Origin of the sequence: Vibrio genomosp. F6, assembly GCF_005146325.1 — a bacterium.
GTDB classification, from domain to species: domain Bacteria; phylum Pseudomonadota; class Gammaproteobacteria; order Enterobacterales; family Vibrionaceae; genus Vibrio; species Vibrio cortegadensis.
In genome coordinates this window covers 190,143-209,322 of record NZ_SYUT01000016.1, presented here as the reverse complement: position 1 = coordinate 209,322, position 19,180 = coordinate 190,143, and the positions used below count along the sequence as shown (strand labels likewise).

Genomic DNA, 19,180 nt, shown 5'->3' with positions numbered 1-19,180 from the left:
TATGGCTACATATCGTTATCAAGGTCGAAACTTAGATGGTAGTAAAGCCTCAGGTAAAGTTGACGCATCAACAGAAGAGCTTGCGGCGGATGTTTTGATGAATAAAGGGGTCATCCCTACATCGATCCAACCAGCTAAAGAGGGGGGCGGCTCCCTTAATGTTGATCTCTCTGTGCTTATGGGAAAACCGGTTCCATTAGAAGTTTTAGTGATCTTTTGTCGTCAGCTGTATAGCTTAACCAAAGCAGGGGTTCCACTCCTACGTTCCATGAAGGGGCTAAGCCAAAACTGTTCCAATAAACAGTTACAAGATGCGCTTGAAGAGGTGACCGCAGAACTGACCAATGGGCGTGGTTTATCGGCTTCAATGCAGATGCACCCGAAAGTGTTTAGTTCACTGTTTGTCTCTATGGTTAACGTTGGTGAGAATACCGGTCGTTTAGACCAAGCTTTGCTTCAACTTGCGGGCTATTACGAGCAAGAAGTAGAGACTCGGAAAAGAATTAAAACAGCGATGCGTTATCCAACGTTTGTTATTAGTTTCATTATGGTAGCGCTGTTTATATTGAACGTGAAAGTGATCCCACAATTTACCAGCATGTTCAGTAAATTCGGTGTTGAACTGCCTTTGCCGACGCGAATTCTTATCGGCATGTCCGACTTTTTTGTGAACTATTGGGGGGCGATGATTGGTCTGCTGCTTGGAATGATCTTTGCTTTTAAAACTTGGGTGAATACCGATAGTGGCCGAGAGCGATGGGACCGAATGCGCTTAAAAACCCCTGTCGTTGGTGGTGTGATTAATCGGGCACAACTGTCTCGTTTTTCACGTACCTTCGCCTTGATGTTGCAAGCAGGTGTGCCTCTAAATCAATCTTTAGCCTTAGCGGCAGAAGCCTTGGGTAATAGGTATTTAGAGCTCAGAATTCTAGAAATGAAAGCAGCAATTGAAGCGGGTAGTACCATCTCTTCGACAGCCATTAATTCCGGGATTTTTACACCACTGGTTATTCAAATGGTGAGCGTAGGCGAAGAAACGGGTCGTATTGATGAGCTATTGTTAGAAGTAGCAGATTTTTATGATCGCGAAGTTGATTATGATTTAAAAACATTAACCGCCAGAATCGAACCTATTCTCTTAGTGGTTGTTGCTGGCATGGTGTTAGTGCTTGCTCTTGGTATCTTCCTGCCAATGTGGGGAATGCTTGACGTGGTGAAAGGTTAGCATGACCAATAATGAACAACGGTCTCGATTTGTGATTTGGCTACTGGCCATTATCATTATCGTGATGAGTTTTTTGATTGCTTGGAAGCCTGTAGAAGAAGAAGCAGAAAATACCGCTCTATTTTTGGCAAGTAAACGAATACTCGAAAGGGCGAATTATTATAAACAAGAGTGGCTACTAAAAGGGCAACTCGAAAGGTTAACCATTAATCGTCATGAGCTTACGTTTAGCGAGTCTGGTTGGGTATTGCCTATTCAGAATGGAAAACTTGATTGTGCTTATTGGTTAGACTTGCTTTATCCGGAACAACAATTGCTTGGGATAGATGACGCAGAAAGTAATATTTATAAAGAACAGAATGGTTACCGCTGCCAATATCGCTATGTGAGTAACATGAGTATTATCCTACAGCTAAAAAATGAACGCTTTAGTGTGAATGTCGAATTTTTGTCATTATGATTTTTTGACTCCAAGCCGATGTTCATCCTTAATTGAACGATGTATAATATGCAATACCGATAACAGAAGTGAGTTAAAAATGTACAAGAAACAGACGGGTTTCTCTTTAGTTGAATTAGTGGTTGTTATTGTTGTTGTCGGTTTGCTAGCTGCCGCAGCTTTACCTCGTTTTCTCGATGTGACAGATGAAGCAAAAAAAGCCAGCATTGAGGGCATTGCGGGCGGCTTTGCCACTGGTGTCCTTTCTGCTCGTGCGCAATGGGAAGCGGAAGCTCGCCCATCTGCAACCATTGGCAATGAACGCTATAATACTGTTGATTATGACGGCGTTGATTTTTGGCTAACACGTTCAAAAAGCAACAGCGGAGTGAGTACCGATTTTCGTGATGGATACCCTTATGGTATTAACACTGATTCTAGTTCTTACCCAACAAGCGTGGATGATCAAGCTTGTGTCGATTTAATGGAAAATCTTTTGCAGAATCCGCCAAAGGTAGCGAAATCAAGCACCGCGGCTGATGATTCAAACAATAAATACTCAGCAAAGGCTGATAATACGAATTCGACGTGCACTTACACCCAATTAGAGGGCAGTACAGCGCACAATTTTATGTACGAAATTAAAACTGGTCGTGTGACCGTAACTTTGCAGTAGCCCTGCAACTTTAACCAACATAGAGAGAAGTAACTATGAAAAAACAAGGCGGTTTCACCCTAATTGAATTAGTGGTTGTAATTGTAATTCTAGGCATTTTAGCGGTAACCGCTGCGCCACGTTTCTTGAACCTACAAGATGATGCTCGTAACTCTTCTTTGGAAGGCTTAAAAGGTGCAATGGCTGGTGCTTCTGGTATTGTTTATGGTAAATCTGCAATTGAAGGTGAAGAGCGCATTGCTGATGCTGATATTGTCGAAAATGGAGTAACGATTCAGACTGTTTTTGGCTATCCTGAAGCGACAGCCGTTGGTATTGGCGCAGCCCTTGATTTTGATGGGTTCAATGTTTTGACCAACACTACACCTGTAGCGGACACTATTGATTATGGTTTTACAGGGTACACTGTTAGTTGTGTTCGTTATACTCAGGCTACATCATCAGCTCAAGCGACATCTCGAGTTATTGATGGTACATCAGGAACAGCCTGTGCAATGCCTTAAATAACTGATAGCTTTTATTATCGACCAGTCTAGAGCCTAGGCTGGTCTTTTTTTTTGCCCCCTCATAATTCGACACAAAGTGCTGTATAACGCTCACATCTTTATCGCTTTCCTATATACTAGTCAGTAAGTTACTTCAAAAGGCTGAGTTATGCGTGGGAATCGATTGGGGTTTACATTGATTGAACTTATCGTGGTGATTATTCTGATCGGGATAGTTTCCTCTTATGCCGCCAGTCGTTATATCGGGGTCGGCAGCTTTTCTACTTATGCCGCGCAAGAACAAGCCATTTCAATTATTCGTCAATTGCAGGTTTATCGCATGCAATCGAATATCAGCCCCGTAACCACGAGTTTTCAACTTACCGCCAGTGATGGCTGTATTGGCTCGACTGAAGGGTGCGCTGCTGCAAGCTCACCAGAAAAAGCCAATGAACGAGGTGACGTTATGCGTATTGATGGCGTTACTGTCACTTCAACCACTTCCCCTATTGATTTTGATCTGCTTGGAAATCCGTTAAATGCTGCAAGTGCAGGAGTCTCAATTAACCTAACAAACGGCAGTGAAACCACCTCCGTATGTATTAATAGCCAAGGTTATGTGAGAAGAGGGGCGTGTTTATGAGTGTTATGCTTAAGTCTCATCAACGCGGAATGACGCTCATTGAGAGCATTATTGCCATTGTGATCCTTGGCATTGCAATGGTGAGTTTAACCAGCCTGTTATTTCCTAACATTCGTGATTCAGCCGCCCCTCACTATCAAACTCGTGCGATTGCGTTAGGGCAAAGCTTTATGAGTCAAATCCTCGCCCGTAATTTTGATCATAATAGTGATTATGACGGGGGCGTTCGCCGTTGTGATGGTTTTGGTAGTGAAGGATTAACATGTACAACAACATTGGGGAGTGATACTGGCGAAACAAATGCTGGAAACTTCAATGATGTTGATGACTACATTGGATGCTGGTATACCGATAACACTCAAGCCGACTGTATCTCGTCTACAACACATCCATTAGCTGATGTTTTTGGTAGTTCAGTGAATAGTGATTACCCTAATTTTCGCGTTGAAGTCGATGTCTTCTATGACGCCAATATGGATGGTAATAACGATGGCGGTATTGGTGCTTTAAAACGAATAGAGATATCCGTAACCGCTGGGCAGTATGGCAGTTATCCACTCGTTGCCTATAAGGGGAACTACTGATGAAAAATCGTGGTTTTACTCTTATCGAAATGGTATTGACGATGGTGGTCGGTGGGATCATTGTACTTGGCATTGCTGGCTTTGTTGAGTTAGGCACCAAAGGTTATGCCGACTCGATTGATCGCCAAAGAATGCAAACTCAAGCTCAATTTGTGATTGAAAAGCTTTCTCGAGAATTTCGTCATGCAGTGCCAAACTCGTTTGAAGTTCCTGTCGCGGCAGCTGACCTAAAATGCCTCTCTTTTTACCCGATTAAATATTCAGGGTTTTATGCCAAAATTGGCGATGATATTCAGTTTCTAATTGGTAATTCTGACCTTGCAGCAAACCATACCTTAGCTGAAAATTTGCGTCTAGCAATCAACCCTACTCGTAGAGCGGACCTGTTTGGCGAAAATACGTCTATTGATGTCTCAGGCCAAACCGCGACAGAGAACATCTATACTCTAGCGGGTGCGACAGCTACATTGCACAGCTCTTCAATTAGTAATCGCTTCTATATTGTTGATACCAATGAGCGTGTAAATTACTGCATGTCACTCACCGGACGTTCTATTGTTCGTAATGGTGTTCAAGTGGCTGATAATGTCAATTTTTCTAGCGGATTTAAATATAAAGAGCCGACATTACAACGTGGCGGGTTAGTTTATATCGATTTATTGTTCGAACAAGATGGTGAGCAGAGTGCTTACAAACAAGATGTGCAGGTGCTCAATGTCCCATAAAAAATCAAGACAGTCAGGTAGCGTATTAGTGGTCGCTATTTTTGTGATCGTTGTGATGGGTTTTCTCGCCTCGTCACTGACGCGCGTGAATTGGTCCAACAGTGATAATCAAACCCGTGAGCATCTCGGCACCCAAGCGTGGTTGTTGGCTCATTCGGCTAATGAATGGGCGCTAACTCAGTTATATCCGATTCCAGAGATAGCTACCTCTTCTGCTTTTCAAGCAATGTGCACTACAACGGTTAGTGGCAGTTCACCTAGTTTGTCAGTAGATATGCCATGTTCCGCTCCTCGCTTAACTTGTGGGGGCAAAGGGGAGCTGGATGGTCAAACCTTTTATCGGGTAGAAGCGACGGCGGTGTGTGGTAGCGGAAAATTACAAGTTCAGCGTTCGCAAGAAGTTTGGGTTAAGGAGTAGCTATATGCGACAGTATTTGAAAACCTTATTTGCTGTTTCAGTCAGCCTATTTTCATCGAGTGTTTTTGCTGGGTTCACAGCAGAAAATTGCACTAACGGATCTTCTCAGTCTACAGGCGATTTTGGGATCTACGCGCAAATTGGTGGCAACAACCCTAGGGAGTTAATTACCGCTTCGAAACCTTCAGGTGCAACTCTATCCGTCTCCTTATGGAGTAATTTGTTATCAAATAGTGCTTTAATTACCGATGGTCTAACAATTGACTCTCCTGAGCTTAACCCGGAAAAACTACATAATATATGGCTAACTTATGATGCCAACCATCCTCGTGGTGGTAATAATAAGACGGGGGTGCTGACATATCATTATGAGGAGAGTGGGGTATGGAAGGTTGTTAGTTCTATTTATGCAAACCTCCAAGGTTTAAATGATACACACTTAAAAATAGAAGGTAGCGAGACTAAAAGTATTACTTGTTCTAATGATCTCACTGAGCCCGATATTCCAACTACGGGTCCAATCAACACTAGCCCGAAATTTGAATTTGGCACAATTGACTCATCAGCCTGTACGATCAACTCTTTGACTGGAACCGATCATGATCACAATGGCGATGGCAGCAATGACCACGATAATGCGACAGTGACCTGCGTACTGACATTTGATAAAACTTATACAGGTGAAACGCCATTGGTTTTTGTGATGCCAACGATTGATGCATCCTTGTCAAATAAAGGAACAGAAACCAAAAAGAAAACCACAGAGTATCCATCTACTCTTCGAGTGCATGATGTCACAAATTCTCAAGCTGTTATCTCTCAAAAAATAGCGCCCCATCGGAAAGCAAGTTCATCGGTCAATTTTGTCCCTGCGCCAATGCAGAGTATAGATTATTTTGTAATTGAGCCCGGGGTTCTCGATTTAAGTAATGGTTCGCGAATCGTTGCAGGTAGCGTCAATACGAATACGGCTTGTGGTAAAAAGAACGGTTGTAATAAACAGCTAATTAACTATACCGACTTTGGAGCCCCCAACCCTTTTTCGGGGAGCGCGTCAGAGGCCCCCGGAGTATTGGTTGAGATCCAAACTCAAAATAACAAATTAGCGGATGGTGAGCCTCGCTGGATAACTGGAGCTGCGGATAACGTTTCTAAAAATTCGTTTAATTTGTTTCTTGAGCGTTCGGAAGTTGGGGCAAATATTGATATTTCCAGTGATGAAAAAGTGGCGTTTGTTGCGGGTCTTGGTCAAGGCTATGTCTCAGGGTTAAAGTTTTGGTTAGGGAGTGCGACGACGTTAAATACCACAGGGTTTACTGAAAAAGTGGTGCAACCCATCGTTGATGGCTGTGCAATTTATACGAATTTTCCAGACACCACTTCTTTTGACTCGGTACCAACATTAGTGGGAACTAAAAACTCACGCGATGGTAATGACGGTGGGTGGTTACGCCGATGTGACGTAAAAAAAGATAAAGTTGCCTTTATTGTTGAAGAAGATATGGAAGATGTAGAACGAAGGCATAAGCAAGAAGTCGCTTCATTCTTCATGTTTGAGAAGCCACCAGCTCAAGCGGTATGTAATCTATTTCCTTCTCCAGCCCAAACATGGAATGGCAATTCATCGGCGTCTCTATTGCTAGATAATGCAACTAAAATTATCGGGTCTCCAGTAACGAGCGGTAACCGAAATGTTGGTTTTTATCAGGCGGATATTACCGGAACCAACCAGGGCATAGCTTGTGATGGAAAGGCCTGCGTTGGCTCATCAGGGCTTATGGTCGAAAAACCAGAGTTAGAGAGCTTTCAAATACCAACTGACCCCGCTTTGAATGATATTTCATTGTGGGATGAACCTTCACCTCGCGTCTTTGAAAATAATGAAGTCATTGGCTCACTCGCTGTTGGTCGTGGCTCAAAAGCCATTTTTAAATCCGGTGTCTATTGGGTTAAAAAAATCGATATCAATAATGGTGGGGTGATAGAAATACCGGATGGGGAAGAGGTACTTATTCATGTACAGCAACTCAATTTAAGTAGCCGAATTGAAAGGGATGCAAGTCCGAGTAAATTTGAAGAGACAGGTTCGGGCTCACTACAGGTATTTGTGCACTCATATACAGGTAGTCAGGTCGACTTTAACTCCCGCACTGAATTTACAGGGCTGCTATATAGTGAAGTTGCAGTATCATTAAGTAACGAAGCGACGGTGAATGGTGCGGTTACTGCACGGTCTATCGACATGCATAATGACGCTCAAATTATTGCCACGGACAATAAGTGCTTCAAACCGTTTGATGACTACAAAGTCACAATGACGCCAGAGACAGATATTGCGCTAATGTGTGATGATGTGCCCGTGTTTACCATTAACACGACCAACAATGATGAAACCGAAAGCCTCCCTGTCACCGTTGAGGTTGATCCAAATGCTAATCGATTTAATGTGACGGCAGAGCCTGGTTTTGGTTCTGGCAGATACCCAAACTTCACATCAAACAGTTCTGGCGTTCTTAAATTAAAAGTGACACCGAAAAATACGAGTAATATTAGCTTGTCGACGAATTATAACTTAAGCGTGACGATGGACGACGATACGAGTCAGAGCGTTAAAAGTCAGTTTAAGTTCGTACCATTTAAGTTTGAAGTACCAGACCAAACGGTTATCGCGGGTAAAGATAATGACGTGACTACGACAGTTCTTGCTTGCAGTGATACTGGTAAAACTAAAGTTGAAACGTATAGCGGGACACCAAGCATTAGCTATGAAGTCAAAAAACCGGATCCAACGTTAGCTAAGAAAGGTGTGTTGACTTATGCGCCAGTCTTTACTTCAGGAGATAAAGGGGCTCGGGAAGATACGCTTAAAATATCGGAATCTGGAGAGTTCTTGGTCACGCTGACAGATGATAAATTTGACTGTACCGGATTATCAGGTTGCCCAATCGATGGCGGTGGCAAATTGACGGGTAGCTTTACTATTAAATCGCGCCCTTGGAAGATTGCGATTTGTGATGTTAAAGCGTCTCTTGCTGGTGGAACTACAAAAAATAACCCAGGCGCGACAATTGAAGCGAACGGTGCATTTATTCCGTCTGGCGATCTATTTAATGCGTCTCTCAAGCCTGTCGTCTATTCCGATAGCAGCGGTGTTGATGAATGTACACTAGCGACAACATTTAACTATTTTACGGATACAAAAGGGCACTCCGCGCCATATGCGGCCTCTTTTGAGGTTGCCTATCCGAGTGGTGGAGTATTAGCTAACTTAGCGGCGCCTTTAATTGGCGAGTTTGCATCTACAGATAAAAATAGCACGAATGACCGAATGAAGACTCTGGAACTGCGTTGGAACGAAGTTGGCACATTGAAGATGAAGTCTAATGCACATTATCAGTCTACATCTTTAGTGGAAGACGAAGAGAGTATTGGCCGCTTCTATCCCGATTACTTCAATATCACTCAATCGACTTGGACTGCTCCTGATCAGCAAGGTGGGTCTACTTATATGGGGCAACCTTTCCAGTCAGTCGCTTTTGAGGTTAAAGCCTATAACAGTACTGGCGATGAAACGAAGAACTACGGTAGTTTCGATGAAGTATTGAAAGCCAGTTTTTACCTTCGAGGAGATAAATCTGATCGGGTGAGTATTTTAGACTCAGAGCTAGACGCCAGTCATTGGGGTAATAAAACAGGTATATGGAGTCGCTCATGGACTGATGCTAAGTGGAATCGAATTGGAGCGGGAGCCAAAATTACCACACCAGATGGTCCATACAATTCAACATGGGTAGGAGATGTGAAGACCATCACTGAACTTAGTCTGTCATTAGACAGCTCAGGAGATGGAAACAGCAATCATACAGATCCAACGTTATTTAAGGTTACAGGTACAGATGGGACGATATCTAAAGCGGCCAGTCAGTTGTTAGCAGCACAACCCGATGTGCGTTATGGCCGGATGAGATTGCAAGATGTAGGTGGAAATCAGGGTTACTCGGTAAGGGTTCCACTCAGCATTGAATATTGGCGAGCAGGGAGCTTTGTTCTCAATGCTAAAGATAGCAATAGTCGTTTCGATACGAGTAATAATATGCAGTGTAACCATATTGAATGGTCTGAGATTACCCCTGCAGTCAGTGATGCTAAGTTAGCGAATACACTAAACCCTGTTTCTGATGATGGTAGTGTAGATAAGGGGGAGTCATTAAGTATCTACGCGAGGCAAGCGACCAGTCGCCGAGAGCAAGTCCGTTTGTTCTTGCGTCAAGGTAATATAGCGAATCCTGATGGTGTAACTTGCAGTTGGTCTACGGGTATTCAACCTTGGTTAATTTACAATTGGCGAAATAAAGGTGATGAAGATCCATCTGCCGTTGTTACTTTCGGCATCAATCGTGGTAATGACCGGATTATTTTCCGCAATGAACCTGGGTTGACTAACTAATAAAGGGGGTTTAGGTAGGATAAAAGTTTAGATTTACCTATCTAAGTTAGGAATCTGTAAGAAAATGCGGGTTTCTGTCCATGTTTATACTTCAATGCCTTGCTGTGATGGCAAGGCATTGGTACATTTAGTGCAATTTTTGTCTTCTAATTCTTGCAGGATGAGCGAAGAATATGTTTAAAAAACTTCGTGGCATGTTTTCAAACGACCTATCTATCGATTTAGGTACTGCCAACACACTTATATACGTTAAAGGCCAAGGCATCGTTCTCGATGAACCTTCAGTAGTTGCAATTCGTCAAGACCGTTCAGGATCAGCAAAGAGTGTTGCAGCTGTCGGCCATGAAGCGAAGCAAATGCTAGGTCGTACACCCGGTAATATTTCAGCAATTCGTCCGATGAAAGATGGTGTGATCGCCGACTTCTACGTAACTGAAAAAATGCTACAACACTTCATTAAACAAGTTCACGATAATAGCGTGCTTAAACCAAGCCCACGCGTTTTGGTTTGTGTACCTTGTGGTTCTACTCAGGTTGAGCGTCGTGCTATTCGTGAGTCAGCACTTGGTGCGGGCGCTCGTGAGGTTTACCTGATTGATGAACCAATGGCCGCAGCGATTGGTGCTGGTCTTCGAGTATCTGAAGCAACAGGTTCGATGGTTATCGATATCGGTGGCGGTACAACAGAAGTCGCGGTAATTTCACTGAATGGTGTGGTGTACTCATCATCTGTTCGTATTGGTGGTGACCGTTTCGATGAAGCGATCATTAACTATGTTCGTCGTAACTACGGCAGCTTAATTGGTGAAGCAACGGCAGAACGCATCAAGCATGAAATTGGTTCAGCGTATCCTGGTGATGATGTTGAAGAGATTGAAGTGCGTGGTCGTAACCTTGCTGAAGGTGTTCCTCGTAGCTTTACACTTAACTCAAATGAAATCCTTGAAGCACTGCAAGAGCCACTATCCGGCATTGTTTCAGCTGTGATGGTTGCGTTAGAGCAATGCCCACCTGAGCTGGCTTCTGATATCTCTGAAAATGGCATGGTTCTAACAGGTGGCGGTGCGCTACTGAAAGACCTTGATCGCTTATTAACAGAAGAGACTGGGATCCCAGTTGTCGTTGCAGAAGAGCCATTAACATGTGTTGCTCTTGGTGGCGGTAAAGCTCTAGAAATGATCGACATGCATGGTGGCGATCTGTTCAGCGAAGAATAACGGTTTAGTGCTAGGTTCTAGAAATGTTCTAGTGCCTAGGACCTAGATTCTAGGACCAAATATAAATGAAGCCAATTTTTGGTAGAGGCCCATCTCTACAACTGCGCTTGTTTTTTGCTGTAATTCTATCAGCCAGCCTTATGCTGGCTGATAGTCGTTTAGACACATTCTCAAGTGTCCGCTACTTCCTCAATAGCCTTGTTGCCCCTATTCAATATACAGCTAACTTACCGCGTGTCATGTTTGATGGTTTCTATGAGCGTTTGAATACTCGTCAAGGTTTGATCGAGAATAGTTACGCAATGAAGCGAGAGGTTTTGCGCCTCAAAAGTGACTTGATCTTATTGGATCAATATAAAGAAGAAAATCAGCGATTACGGAAATTATTGGGTTCTCCTTTCGTTCGAGATGAGCGCAAGGTGGTAACCGAAGTGATGGCTGTTGATACGTCTCCTTACCGACATCAAGTCGTGATCGATAAAGGTCGGATTGATGGTGTATATGAAGGGCAACCTGTTCTGAATGAAAAAGGTGTTGTCGGTCAAGTGACGTTTGTTGCCGCTCATAATAGCCGTGTATTACTACTGACTGATGCAAATAATGCCATCCCTGTTCAAGTGGTACGTAATGACATCCGAGTGATCGCTTCTGGAAACGGGAAAGTAGACCAAATTCAGCTTGAATATATACCCACCAGTACTGACATTCAGAATGGTGATTTTCTGGTGACTTCAGGTTTAGGTGGTGTTTATCCTGAAGGGTATCCTGTTGCCTATGTGACATCTGTCGAACACGATATGCGTCGTGAGTTTGCGGCCATTACCGCCGAGCCTGTAGTTGAATTTGATCGCTTAAGGTATTTACTCTTGATTTGGCCGAATGAAGAGCGCCGTCTTCAAGTTCAGCAATCTGCCCCAGAAAGTATGGCAAAGGAGCTGGTTAAGCATCAAGATGAAGCCGCAATAGCGAAAGATGAAGCAAAGAAAGATGATGTAAAAGTAGAGGCTAAAAATGGCGAATAGTGTATTAAGAAGCAAAATCGTGATTGGTACCTCTTTCATCTTTGCGTTAGTGCTACAAACTATTCCATGGCCTGGGCTCCTCGATTTATTACGCCCATCTTGGTTATTACTCGTGACGTGTTATTGGGTGCTCGCATTGCCACATAGAGTCAATGTTGGTACCGCATTAGTTTTAGGGCTACTTTGGGACTTATTGATTGGATCAACTCTAGGTATCCGAGGGATGATGATGTCGCTCATCATCTACATCATTGCATTGAACTTTCTTGTCATTAGGAATATGGCATTGTGGCAACAGGCCATAATCATCGGTTTATTAACGATTCTAATGCAAGTATTGATCTTCTTTGGTGAATATTTGATCCAAGATGTCGTGTTTAACCCATTATCTCTGTGGGCAGGTATGATTAACTGTATACTTTGGCCATGGATGTTTTTACTAATGAGACGAATTCGTCGTCAGTGGCATGTGAGATAGTCTAATGCACAATGAAATAAACCTAGTACTGGCATCAGGCTCTCCAAGACGTAAAGAGCTACTTGAGCAACTTGGCTATCAGTTCAGCATTGTGAATGCGGACATAAAAGAAGAGAAGCAAGCTCATGAAAGCCCATACGAATATGTTCTTCGTTTGTCTCAAGATAAAGCTCGGGCAGGGTTAAGTTTATCTGCACCGGACTCAATCGTGATTGGTTCTGATACTGTGGTTGTTTGTAATAATCAAGTATTAGAAAAGCCAGTTGATTATTCTGATTCTAGATCCATGTTGCTAAAACTATCGGCTAATCGCCATCAAGTGATGACAGCGGTTAGCGTGGTAACAGACACTAAACAATCGTCAGTAGTGGTGACTACTGATGTATGGTTCAAGCCCCTAACTGAATACGAAATAGAACAATATTGGTTGTCAGGGGAACCATGCGATAAAGCTGGAAGTTACGGAATACAAGGTTTAGGGGGGCGATTTGTCACCCGTATAGAAGGAAGTTATTACGCCGTTGTCGGTTTACCTTTATTTGAAACAGACCAGCTCTTGCACGAATTCTTATAAATTACATTGAGGTGCGCTTCATGAGTGCTGAGTTGCTATTAAATGTGACCCCGAGTGAAACTCGAGTGGCCATGATAGAAGGTGGAGTTCTTCAAGAAGTCCATGTCGAACGCGATGCTCGTCGTGGGATTGTTGGAAACATATATAAAGGCAAAGTAAGCCGTGTTCTGCCAGGAATGCAGGCTGCTTTTGTTGATATCGGCCTTGAAAAGGCGGCGTTTTTGCACGCTTCAGATATTGTTCCGCATACTGAATGCGTCGCTGAAAATGAAAAAAAACAGTTCCAAGTTCGTGATATTTCTGAATTAGTTCGCCAAGGCCAAGATATCGTTGTTCAGGTGGTGAAAGACCCACTTGGTACTAAAGGTGCTCGTCTTACTACCGATATTACCTTACCTTCTCGTTACCTTGTCTTTATGCCGGGGGCGAGCCATGTTGGCGTATCTCAGCGTATTGAAAGTGAATCAGAGCGTGGTCGATTGAAAAAAGTCGTATCACGCTATTGTGATGAGCACGGTGGTTTCATTATCCGCACCGCTGCGGAAGGGGCTGATGCGAAAGAACTGTCTCAAGACGCTGCGTTTTTGAAACGTTTATGGCAGAAGATCATTGAACGTAAATCAAAATATAAAACTCGTACTACACTTTATGGAGAGCTTGGTTTAGCACAACGAATCTTACGTGATTTTGTTGGCACTGAACTGGACAAAATTCAAGTCGATTCTCGTCAAGAGTTTGAATACTTGAAAGAATTCACTTCTGAGTATGTGCCTGAACTAACATCGAAATTAGAGCTGTATGAAGGTGACAAGCCTATTTTTGATATGCATGACACTGAGAATGAAATTCAGCGTTCACTGGACCGAAAAGTGGAACTTAAATCCGGCGGTTATTTGATTATCGATCAAACTGAAGCGATGACTACCGTCGATATTAATACGGGGGCATTTGTTGGTCGTCGAAACTTAGAAGAAACGATTTTCAATACTAACGTTGAAGCGACTCAAGCTATTGCTCGTCAATTGCGTCTGCGTAACCTTGGTGGGATCATTATTATTGATTTTATCGATATGATGTCAGAAGAGCACCGTAAGCGAGTATTGAATTCATTAGAGTTGGCATTAAGTAAAGATCGCGTTAAAACCAATATAAACGGCTTTACTCAACTTGGTTTGGTTGAAATGACTCGTAAACGAACTCGAGAAAGCATTGAGCATATTCTTTGTTCGAGTTGTCCTACTTGTGAAGGTCGCGGTTCAGTGAAAACTGTCGAGACTGTCTGCTTTGAAATTTTACGTGAAATAACGCGAGTAAATCGTGCTTATGATGCAGATAAATTTGTGGTTTATGCTTCACCTGCCGTCGCAGAAACGTTGGAAGGTGACGAGTCACACGCTTTGGCTGAGTTGGAAGTCTTCATTGGTAAGCAAGTCCGCATTCAAGCTGAGTCACTGTATATTCAAGAACAATTCGATGTTGTTATGATGTAATGAGAGTTTTGTGAGTTCAACTTTTACACGCTTATGGCGAATTTTATTGTGGTTATTAGTAACAGTGTTAGTGGTTCTTGCTATCACTGTTACGGCCTTGCGCATTACGTTACCTCAGCTAAATCAGCATAAATCTGAGATAGAAGCTTGGGTGAGTAAAGGATCTGGTTTTGAATTCACCCTTTCTGGTGTTAGCGGCTTTTGGCGTAACACGCATCCCTCCATTTCCTTAAAAAATATAGATGCCAATTTAGCCGGGCAAGAGAATCATCTCTCTGTTGAGGAAGTCGAAATAGAATTCGATCTTATTCAATCGATGATTCACCTTAAACCAGTTATCGCCGATCTCACGTTGAATGGGTTGAACTTAGATATTCGCTCGATCAGTTTGGTTCAGCAAGAGGGTAACAATCTTCCTAGCGACTCGGCCAAAGCGCCGCAGTCCAATGTGATACAAAAACTGGATTCGTTGCTGCTACGCCAATTAGAAGATTTCACCGTGGCGAACTCTTTGGTGCAGTACCAAGCGGTTTCAGGTGAAGAGCGTCAGCTTGATATTAGTCACCTGAAATGGCGTAACCAAGGTAAAAACCACAAAGTGGAAGGCGAAGTGAGCCTCGCGGACTCAAGTCTTAACTCATTGTTGGTAAGTGCTAACTTTATTGATCATGGATCGCTGCAAGTTGTCTCAGGGGAGTTCTATGTCAGTGCTGAAAACGTATTAGTGACTCCATGGTTAACCCGTTATCTACAAACAGAAACGGGCATTGATCAAGGCAAAGTGAGCTTAAATAGTTGGATAACATTACATCGCAGTAAACCCGTAGATGCTTATGTTGAAGTACTTCCGTCAGAACTGTCATGGACGGAAGGTTCAAAGCACGAACTAATTATTGAATCTGGCATATTTAAATTGTCTCCGTTGAAAAAAGGTTGGCAAGTTAATGGGCACTCACTTCAACTTAGAACTGACGACACGCCATGGCCTGAACTGGATATTGCATTTGAGTGGCAACCCGAACAGTGGCGACTTAATGTTTCACAGCTTGATATTGCCACGCTAAGTCCTATGGCTAAATTGCTCCCTGATTCTACAGAAATGACGCAATTGCTAGATAAGCTTTCGCCACGCGGTCGAATTGAAGATATCCGTATTGCACAAGGGCAAGACGCCGACTCTTTAACCTATTCAGCTTCATTAGTTGATGGTGCGATTAAGCAGTGGGAACTTCTTCCTGGTGTTAACTATGCGAATGCCACCATTGCAGGTTCGAAAACTCAAGCGACAGCCAAACTACAAATTATCGATGATGAACTCCCTTATGGGGACGTATTTCAAGCGCCACTAGTGATCAAGCAAGGTGCGGTTGATGTGGTGTGGCAACGCCTAGATGACGGCTGGAGTTTATGGGCAGATAAAGTCACCGCAGCGACTCCGGATTTACAAGTACTAGGTGCTTTCCGTCTGGATTTTCCGAATAACGCTAGTCCATTTCTCTCTTTTTATGCGGAAGCAGATGTGTATAACGCAGGACAAACATGGCGTTATTTACCGACTCTTGCACTTGGACAAGACCTTACAGATTATCTCTCTGCTGCGGTTCAGGCAGGGAAAGCCCATACTGCGAAATTGTTGTGGTATGGAGAGTTGGGCAATTATCCATATCAAAAAAACGATGGCATCTTTCAAGCTTGGGTTGGTCTCGAAGATGCGAAGTTTAGTTTTGATACCGCTTGGCCGCTTGTGACTAATTTGCAGTTGGACCTTCTGTTTGAAAATGCGGCAATGCACTTAGATTCACGTTCTGCAAAATTGATGGGAGTCAACGCGCAACGTATTACAGGGCGTATCCCAAATTTAGGAGAAGGCGGGCATATCGAAATTGAAGCGAAAGTCAGTGCTTCAGGAAATGCAGTACGGGATTACATGACAGCCTCGCCATTGGTTGACTCTGTTGGTGCTGCTCTTACCGCGATTCAAGTGAGTGGTAAGGTATCGTCCGAATTTAAGCTAAATATTCCATTTGATGAAGGCAAAGATACACGAGCATGGGGCTTTGCTGATTTAAACAATAATCACGTAGAAATGGCTGCGCCACCAATGACTCTGGAAAAAGTCACGGGGCGAATTAAATTTGATGATGATGTAATTATGGCTTCTGGACTGGGCGGTGAGATCTTAGATCAACCGGTATCCATTGATTTTACCGGTGAGAATGCAGGCCAAGGCTATGCCGTAAAATTGGATGCGGTAGGGGATTGGGATGTGAAGCCACTGACGCCATACCTTGGACAACGATGGTTAAAGCGATTGAGTGGCCACGCACCTTGGGAGCTTGGGGTAGACCTTCAACTTAATGATGTTGGATTTACTTATCAGCTAGATTTGCAATCAAACCTAACTTCTTTAGAGAGCCAGTACCCATATCCGTTAGCAAAATCTGCCGGAGATAAGGGTAAAGCTAGTTTACAAGCGTCAGGTAACCAAGAGTCCATAACCGCTCGTTTGCAATTGCCTAATACTAAGTACCAAGCAGAAATCGATATCACTCATGATACACCAGTACTCACCGCCACTAACTTAGTGCTCGGGAATGGCGGCTTTAAAATTAGCCCTGTCGTTGGGCACCACGTTCTTGTTCGTACTGATACGTTTGATTTGGATGAGTGGATTTCTGTGGCTGATGAGCCTGTCGTCGGTGCAAAATCAGTGGTTGATACCATGAATACCCCGATTATTCCGTTGCCTAAACGTTTGAAAGTACAAAGCCAAGCTTTAACATTTGCAGGCCTTGAATGGCATGATGTGGACTTTAGTGCTCGTAAAAAAAACCTCGGTTGGCAGATGGATGTTGAGAGCCAAGAAATTGAAGGTCGAGTGAATTATCTTGAACCTTACGATCTGAGTGTATCCCTCGATAGACTGCACATCTATGTTCCTGCTATTGATAAAGTATTAGAAGAAAAAACGCCGGAAGAAGAAAAAGCAAAACAACTGAGGCCTTTAATCTCAGAGTTTGAACGGAAATTCCATAAAGCGATGCCGAACTTAACCTTAGTGATCAATGATTTTTGGCTGCAAGGTTATAACGTAGGTAAAGTAAACGTTGATCTCCAACGCCAAAATGATCGGCTTGAATGGAAAAAGGTTCAAGTGATCAGTGGAACGAATGAACTGAACATTGATGGCTGGTGGACACTCAAAGATGAGGTGAGTCACTCCAGTACAAATATCCATATTAAAGGCGAAAATAATAGCGATTTGATGGAGCGATTCGGTGTTGATACCGGGATTCAAAAAGCTCCATTTGATATCACCACTCAAGCGGAATGGGATGGTTCACCTTGGTCAATGCAAGTGAATACCTTGTCAGGCAATCTTGATCTGACCTTTGGCGAAGGGGTGATTTCTGATGTGGGTGGTGCTGCTCGCCTACTCGGTCTATTTAGCCTTGATTCAATCATCCGTAAGATGAAACTCGATTTTAGTGACGTATTTGATAAAGGAATGGCATTTACGAGCATCACTGGTAGCGGGAAAATCCAAGATGGTGTGTTTGTTACCAATGACATTAATATGGATGCGGTCGCGGGTGAGATGAATATTAAGGGCCTTGCGAATTTGAACACTCAGTTGGTTGATGCTGAAGTAGAATTCACGCCCGATATTACCTCAGGTATTCCGGTACTGACCGCTTTCGCTGTGACGCCCCAAACCGCGCTTTATGTACTTGCGATCACCACGGTAATCTCACCCGTTGTTGAGGTAATCACTCAAGTAAATTATGAAGTGAAGGGACCGCTTGATTCACCTGTGGTAAAAGAGCTTTCACGGAGCAAAGGCGAATTTAAGCTACCAGAGAAGCTGTTGGAAAAATTAAAATAGAGACTGAAATATAGGTTTGAATAGCAAAAGGAATCGCTATGAGTAACGTTGGAATCATTCAAATGACATCAGGGGCGGATCCTTGGGTTAACTTGCAGCATATAGAAGATCAGCTAAACAAGTTCGCTCAAGAGAAGGTTACTTGGGTCCTGACACCAGAAAATTCGATTATTTTTGGTAGCAAAGAGGATTACCATCGTTATGCTGAGCCACTGAATCAAGGACCGATTCAGGAGAAACTGCAATCACTAGCTCGACGATTTAAGCTATGGCTAGTGATTGGAAGCATGCCGATTCGAACGGAAAAAGGTATCACCACCACGACTTTAGTGTTCGATGATTTTGGTACGCTGGTGACACATTACGATAAACTGCATATGTTTGACGTGGATGTTGCCGATAAGCACCAATGTTATCGAGAATCTGAGACCTTTACTCCTGGTGATAGAGTGGTCACGCATGAGGCACCATTTGGGTGTTTAGGTTTGAGTATTTGTTATGATGTGCGTTTTTCACATCTATACTCAGAATTGAGGCGGAAAGGTGCTCAAATAATTGTCGTTCCTGCTGCATTCACAGCCGTGACGGGTAATGCCCACTGGGAGGTGTTACTTAGAAGCAGAGCGATTGAAAATCAGTGTTGGATAGTGGCTGCCGGGCAAGGTGGAGTTCATCCTTGCGGTCGAGAAACGTGGGGGCACTCTATGGTGATAGATCCGTGGGGTAGAGTCACTCGTCAACTCGACCAACATGCGCAGAACTTAGTGGTTGAGATCGATCTATCTCAAATAGAATCGATTAGGCAACGAATGCCAATCCTCCAACACTCGCGTTTTAGTAATCAATTTTATTAGGATAATAAGAACCAAAT

At 43.3% G+C, this 19,180-nt stretch carries 16 protein-coding genes; all 16 read left to right on the top strand.

The window, feature by feature from the left end:
• Window position 1 precedes the first annotated feature (1 nt).
• Complete coding sequence (locus FCV43_RS05280) at window positions 2-1,225, top strand: type II secretion system F family protein (protein WP_017051182.1); 1,224 nt, start codon at window positions 2-4, stop codon at window positions 1,223-1,225.
• Window position 1,226: 1 nt separating this feature from the next.
• Window positions 1,227-1,685 carry an MSHA biogenesis protein MshF gene (locus tag FCV43_RS05275; RefSeq protein ID WP_136994208.1) on the top strand — a complete coding sequence of 153 codons (459 nt, stop codon included), beginning with the start codon at window positions 1,227-1,229 and terminating at the stop codon, window positions 1,683-1,685.
• 79 nt (window positions 1,686-1,764) lie between these two features.
• Window positions 1,765-2,340, top strand: coding sequence for a prepilin-type N-terminal cleavage/methylation domain-containing protein (locus tag FCV43_RS05270; protein WP_136994207.1), 576 nt, complete (start codon window positions 1,765-1,767; stop codon window positions 2,338-2,340).
• A 35-nt stretch (window positions 2,341-2,375) separates the two neighbouring features.
• Window positions 2,376-2,843 (top strand): type II secretion system protein, encoded by a 468-nt coding sequence (locus FCV43_RS05265; protein ID WP_136994206.1) that lies wholly within the window; start codon window positions 2,376-2,378, stop codon window positions 2,841-2,843.
• A gap of 151 nt (window positions 2,844-2,994) precedes the next feature.
• Complete coding sequence (locus FCV43_RS05260; protein ID WP_136994205.1) at window positions 2,995-3,468, top strand: prepilin-type N-terminal cleavage/methylation domain-containing protein; 474 nt, start codon at window positions 2,995-2,997, stop codon at window positions 3,466-3,468.
• Window positions 3,465-4,052 carry a type IV pilus modification PilV family protein gene (locus FCV43_RS05255; RefSeq protein ID WP_136994204.1) on the top strand — a complete coding sequence of 196 codons (588 nt, stop codon included), beginning with the start codon at window positions 3,465-3,467 and terminating at the stop codon, window positions 4,050-4,052. Before FCV43_RS05260 ends, FCV43_RS05255 begins: the two co-directional genes overlap by 4 nt.
• Window positions 4,052-4,777 carry a PilW family protein gene (locus tag FCV43_RS05250; RefSeq protein WP_017051176.1) on the top strand — a complete coding sequence of 242 codons (726 nt, stop codon included), beginning with the start codon at window positions 4,052-4,054 and terminating at the stop codon, window positions 4,775-4,777. Before FCV43_RS05255 ends, FCV43_RS05250 begins: the two co-directional genes overlap by 1 nt.
• The gene (locus tag FCV43_RS05245) at window positions 4,767-5,195 is read left to right on the top strand and encodes an MSHA biogenesis protein MshP (protein WP_136994203.1); all 429 of its coding nucleotides are present in this window, start codon (window positions 4,767-4,769) and stop codon (window positions 5,193-5,195) included. The genes FCV43_RS05250 and FCV43_RS05245 overlap by 11 nt, the downstream gene beginning before the upstream one ends.
• A 4-nt stretch (window positions 5,196-5,199) precedes the next feature.
• Window positions 5,200-9,642 carry a DUF6701 domain-containing protein gene (locus FCV43_RS05240; RefSeq protein ID WP_136994202.1) on the top strand — a complete coding sequence of 1,481 codons (4,443 nt, stop codon included), beginning with the start codon at window positions 5,200-5,202 and terminating at the stop codon, window positions 9,640-9,642.
• 173 nt (window positions 9,643-9,815) lie between these two features.
• A complete protein-coding gene (locus FCV43_RS05235) occupies window positions 9,816-10,859 on the top strand; it encodes a rod shape-determining protein (protein ID WP_017051173.1) in 1,044 nt (347 codons plus the stop codon).
• Window positions 10,860-10,924: 65 nt separating this feature from the next.
• Window positions 10,925-11,881, top strand: coding sequence for a rod shape-determining protein MreC (gene mreC, locus FCV43_RS05230; RefSeq protein WP_136994201.1), 957 nt, complete (start codon window positions 10,925-10,927; stop codon window positions 11,879-11,881).
• Complete coding sequence (gene mreD, locus FCV43_RS05225; RefSeq protein WP_017051171.1) at window positions 11,871-12,359, top strand: rod shape-determining protein MreD; 489 nt, start codon at window positions 11,871-11,873, stop codon at window positions 12,357-12,359. The genes mreC and mreD overlap by 11 nt, the downstream gene beginning before the upstream one ends.
• 4 nt (window positions 12,360-12,363) lie before the next feature.
• Window positions 12,364-12,933, top strand: coding sequence for a Maf family protein (locus tag FCV43_RS05220; RefSeq protein WP_017051170.1), 570 nt, complete (start codon window positions 12,364-12,366; stop codon window positions 12,931-12,933).
• 20 nt (window positions 12,934-12,953) lie between these two features.
• The gene (rng, locus tag FCV43_RS05215) at window positions 12,954-14,423 is read left to right on the top strand and encodes a ribonuclease G (RefSeq protein ID WP_017051169.1); all 1,470 of its coding nucleotides are present in this window, start codon (window positions 12,954-12,956) and stop codon (window positions 14,421-14,423) included.
• 10 nt (window positions 14,424-14,433) lie between these two features.
• Window positions 14,434-18,309, top strand: a complete 3,876-nt coding sequence (locus tag FCV43_RS05210; protein ID WP_136994200.1) for a YhdP family protein — start codon at window positions 14,434-14,436, stop codon at window positions 18,307-18,309.
• A gap of 38 nt (window positions 18,310-18,347) precedes the next feature.
• Window positions 18,348-19,163 (top strand): carbon-nitrogen hydrolase family protein, encoded by an 816-nt coding sequence (locus tag FCV43_RS05205; RefSeq protein WP_136994199.1) that lies wholly within the window; start codon window positions 18,348-18,350, stop codon window positions 19,161-19,163.
• Window positions 19,164-19,180: the final 17 nt, after the last annotated feature.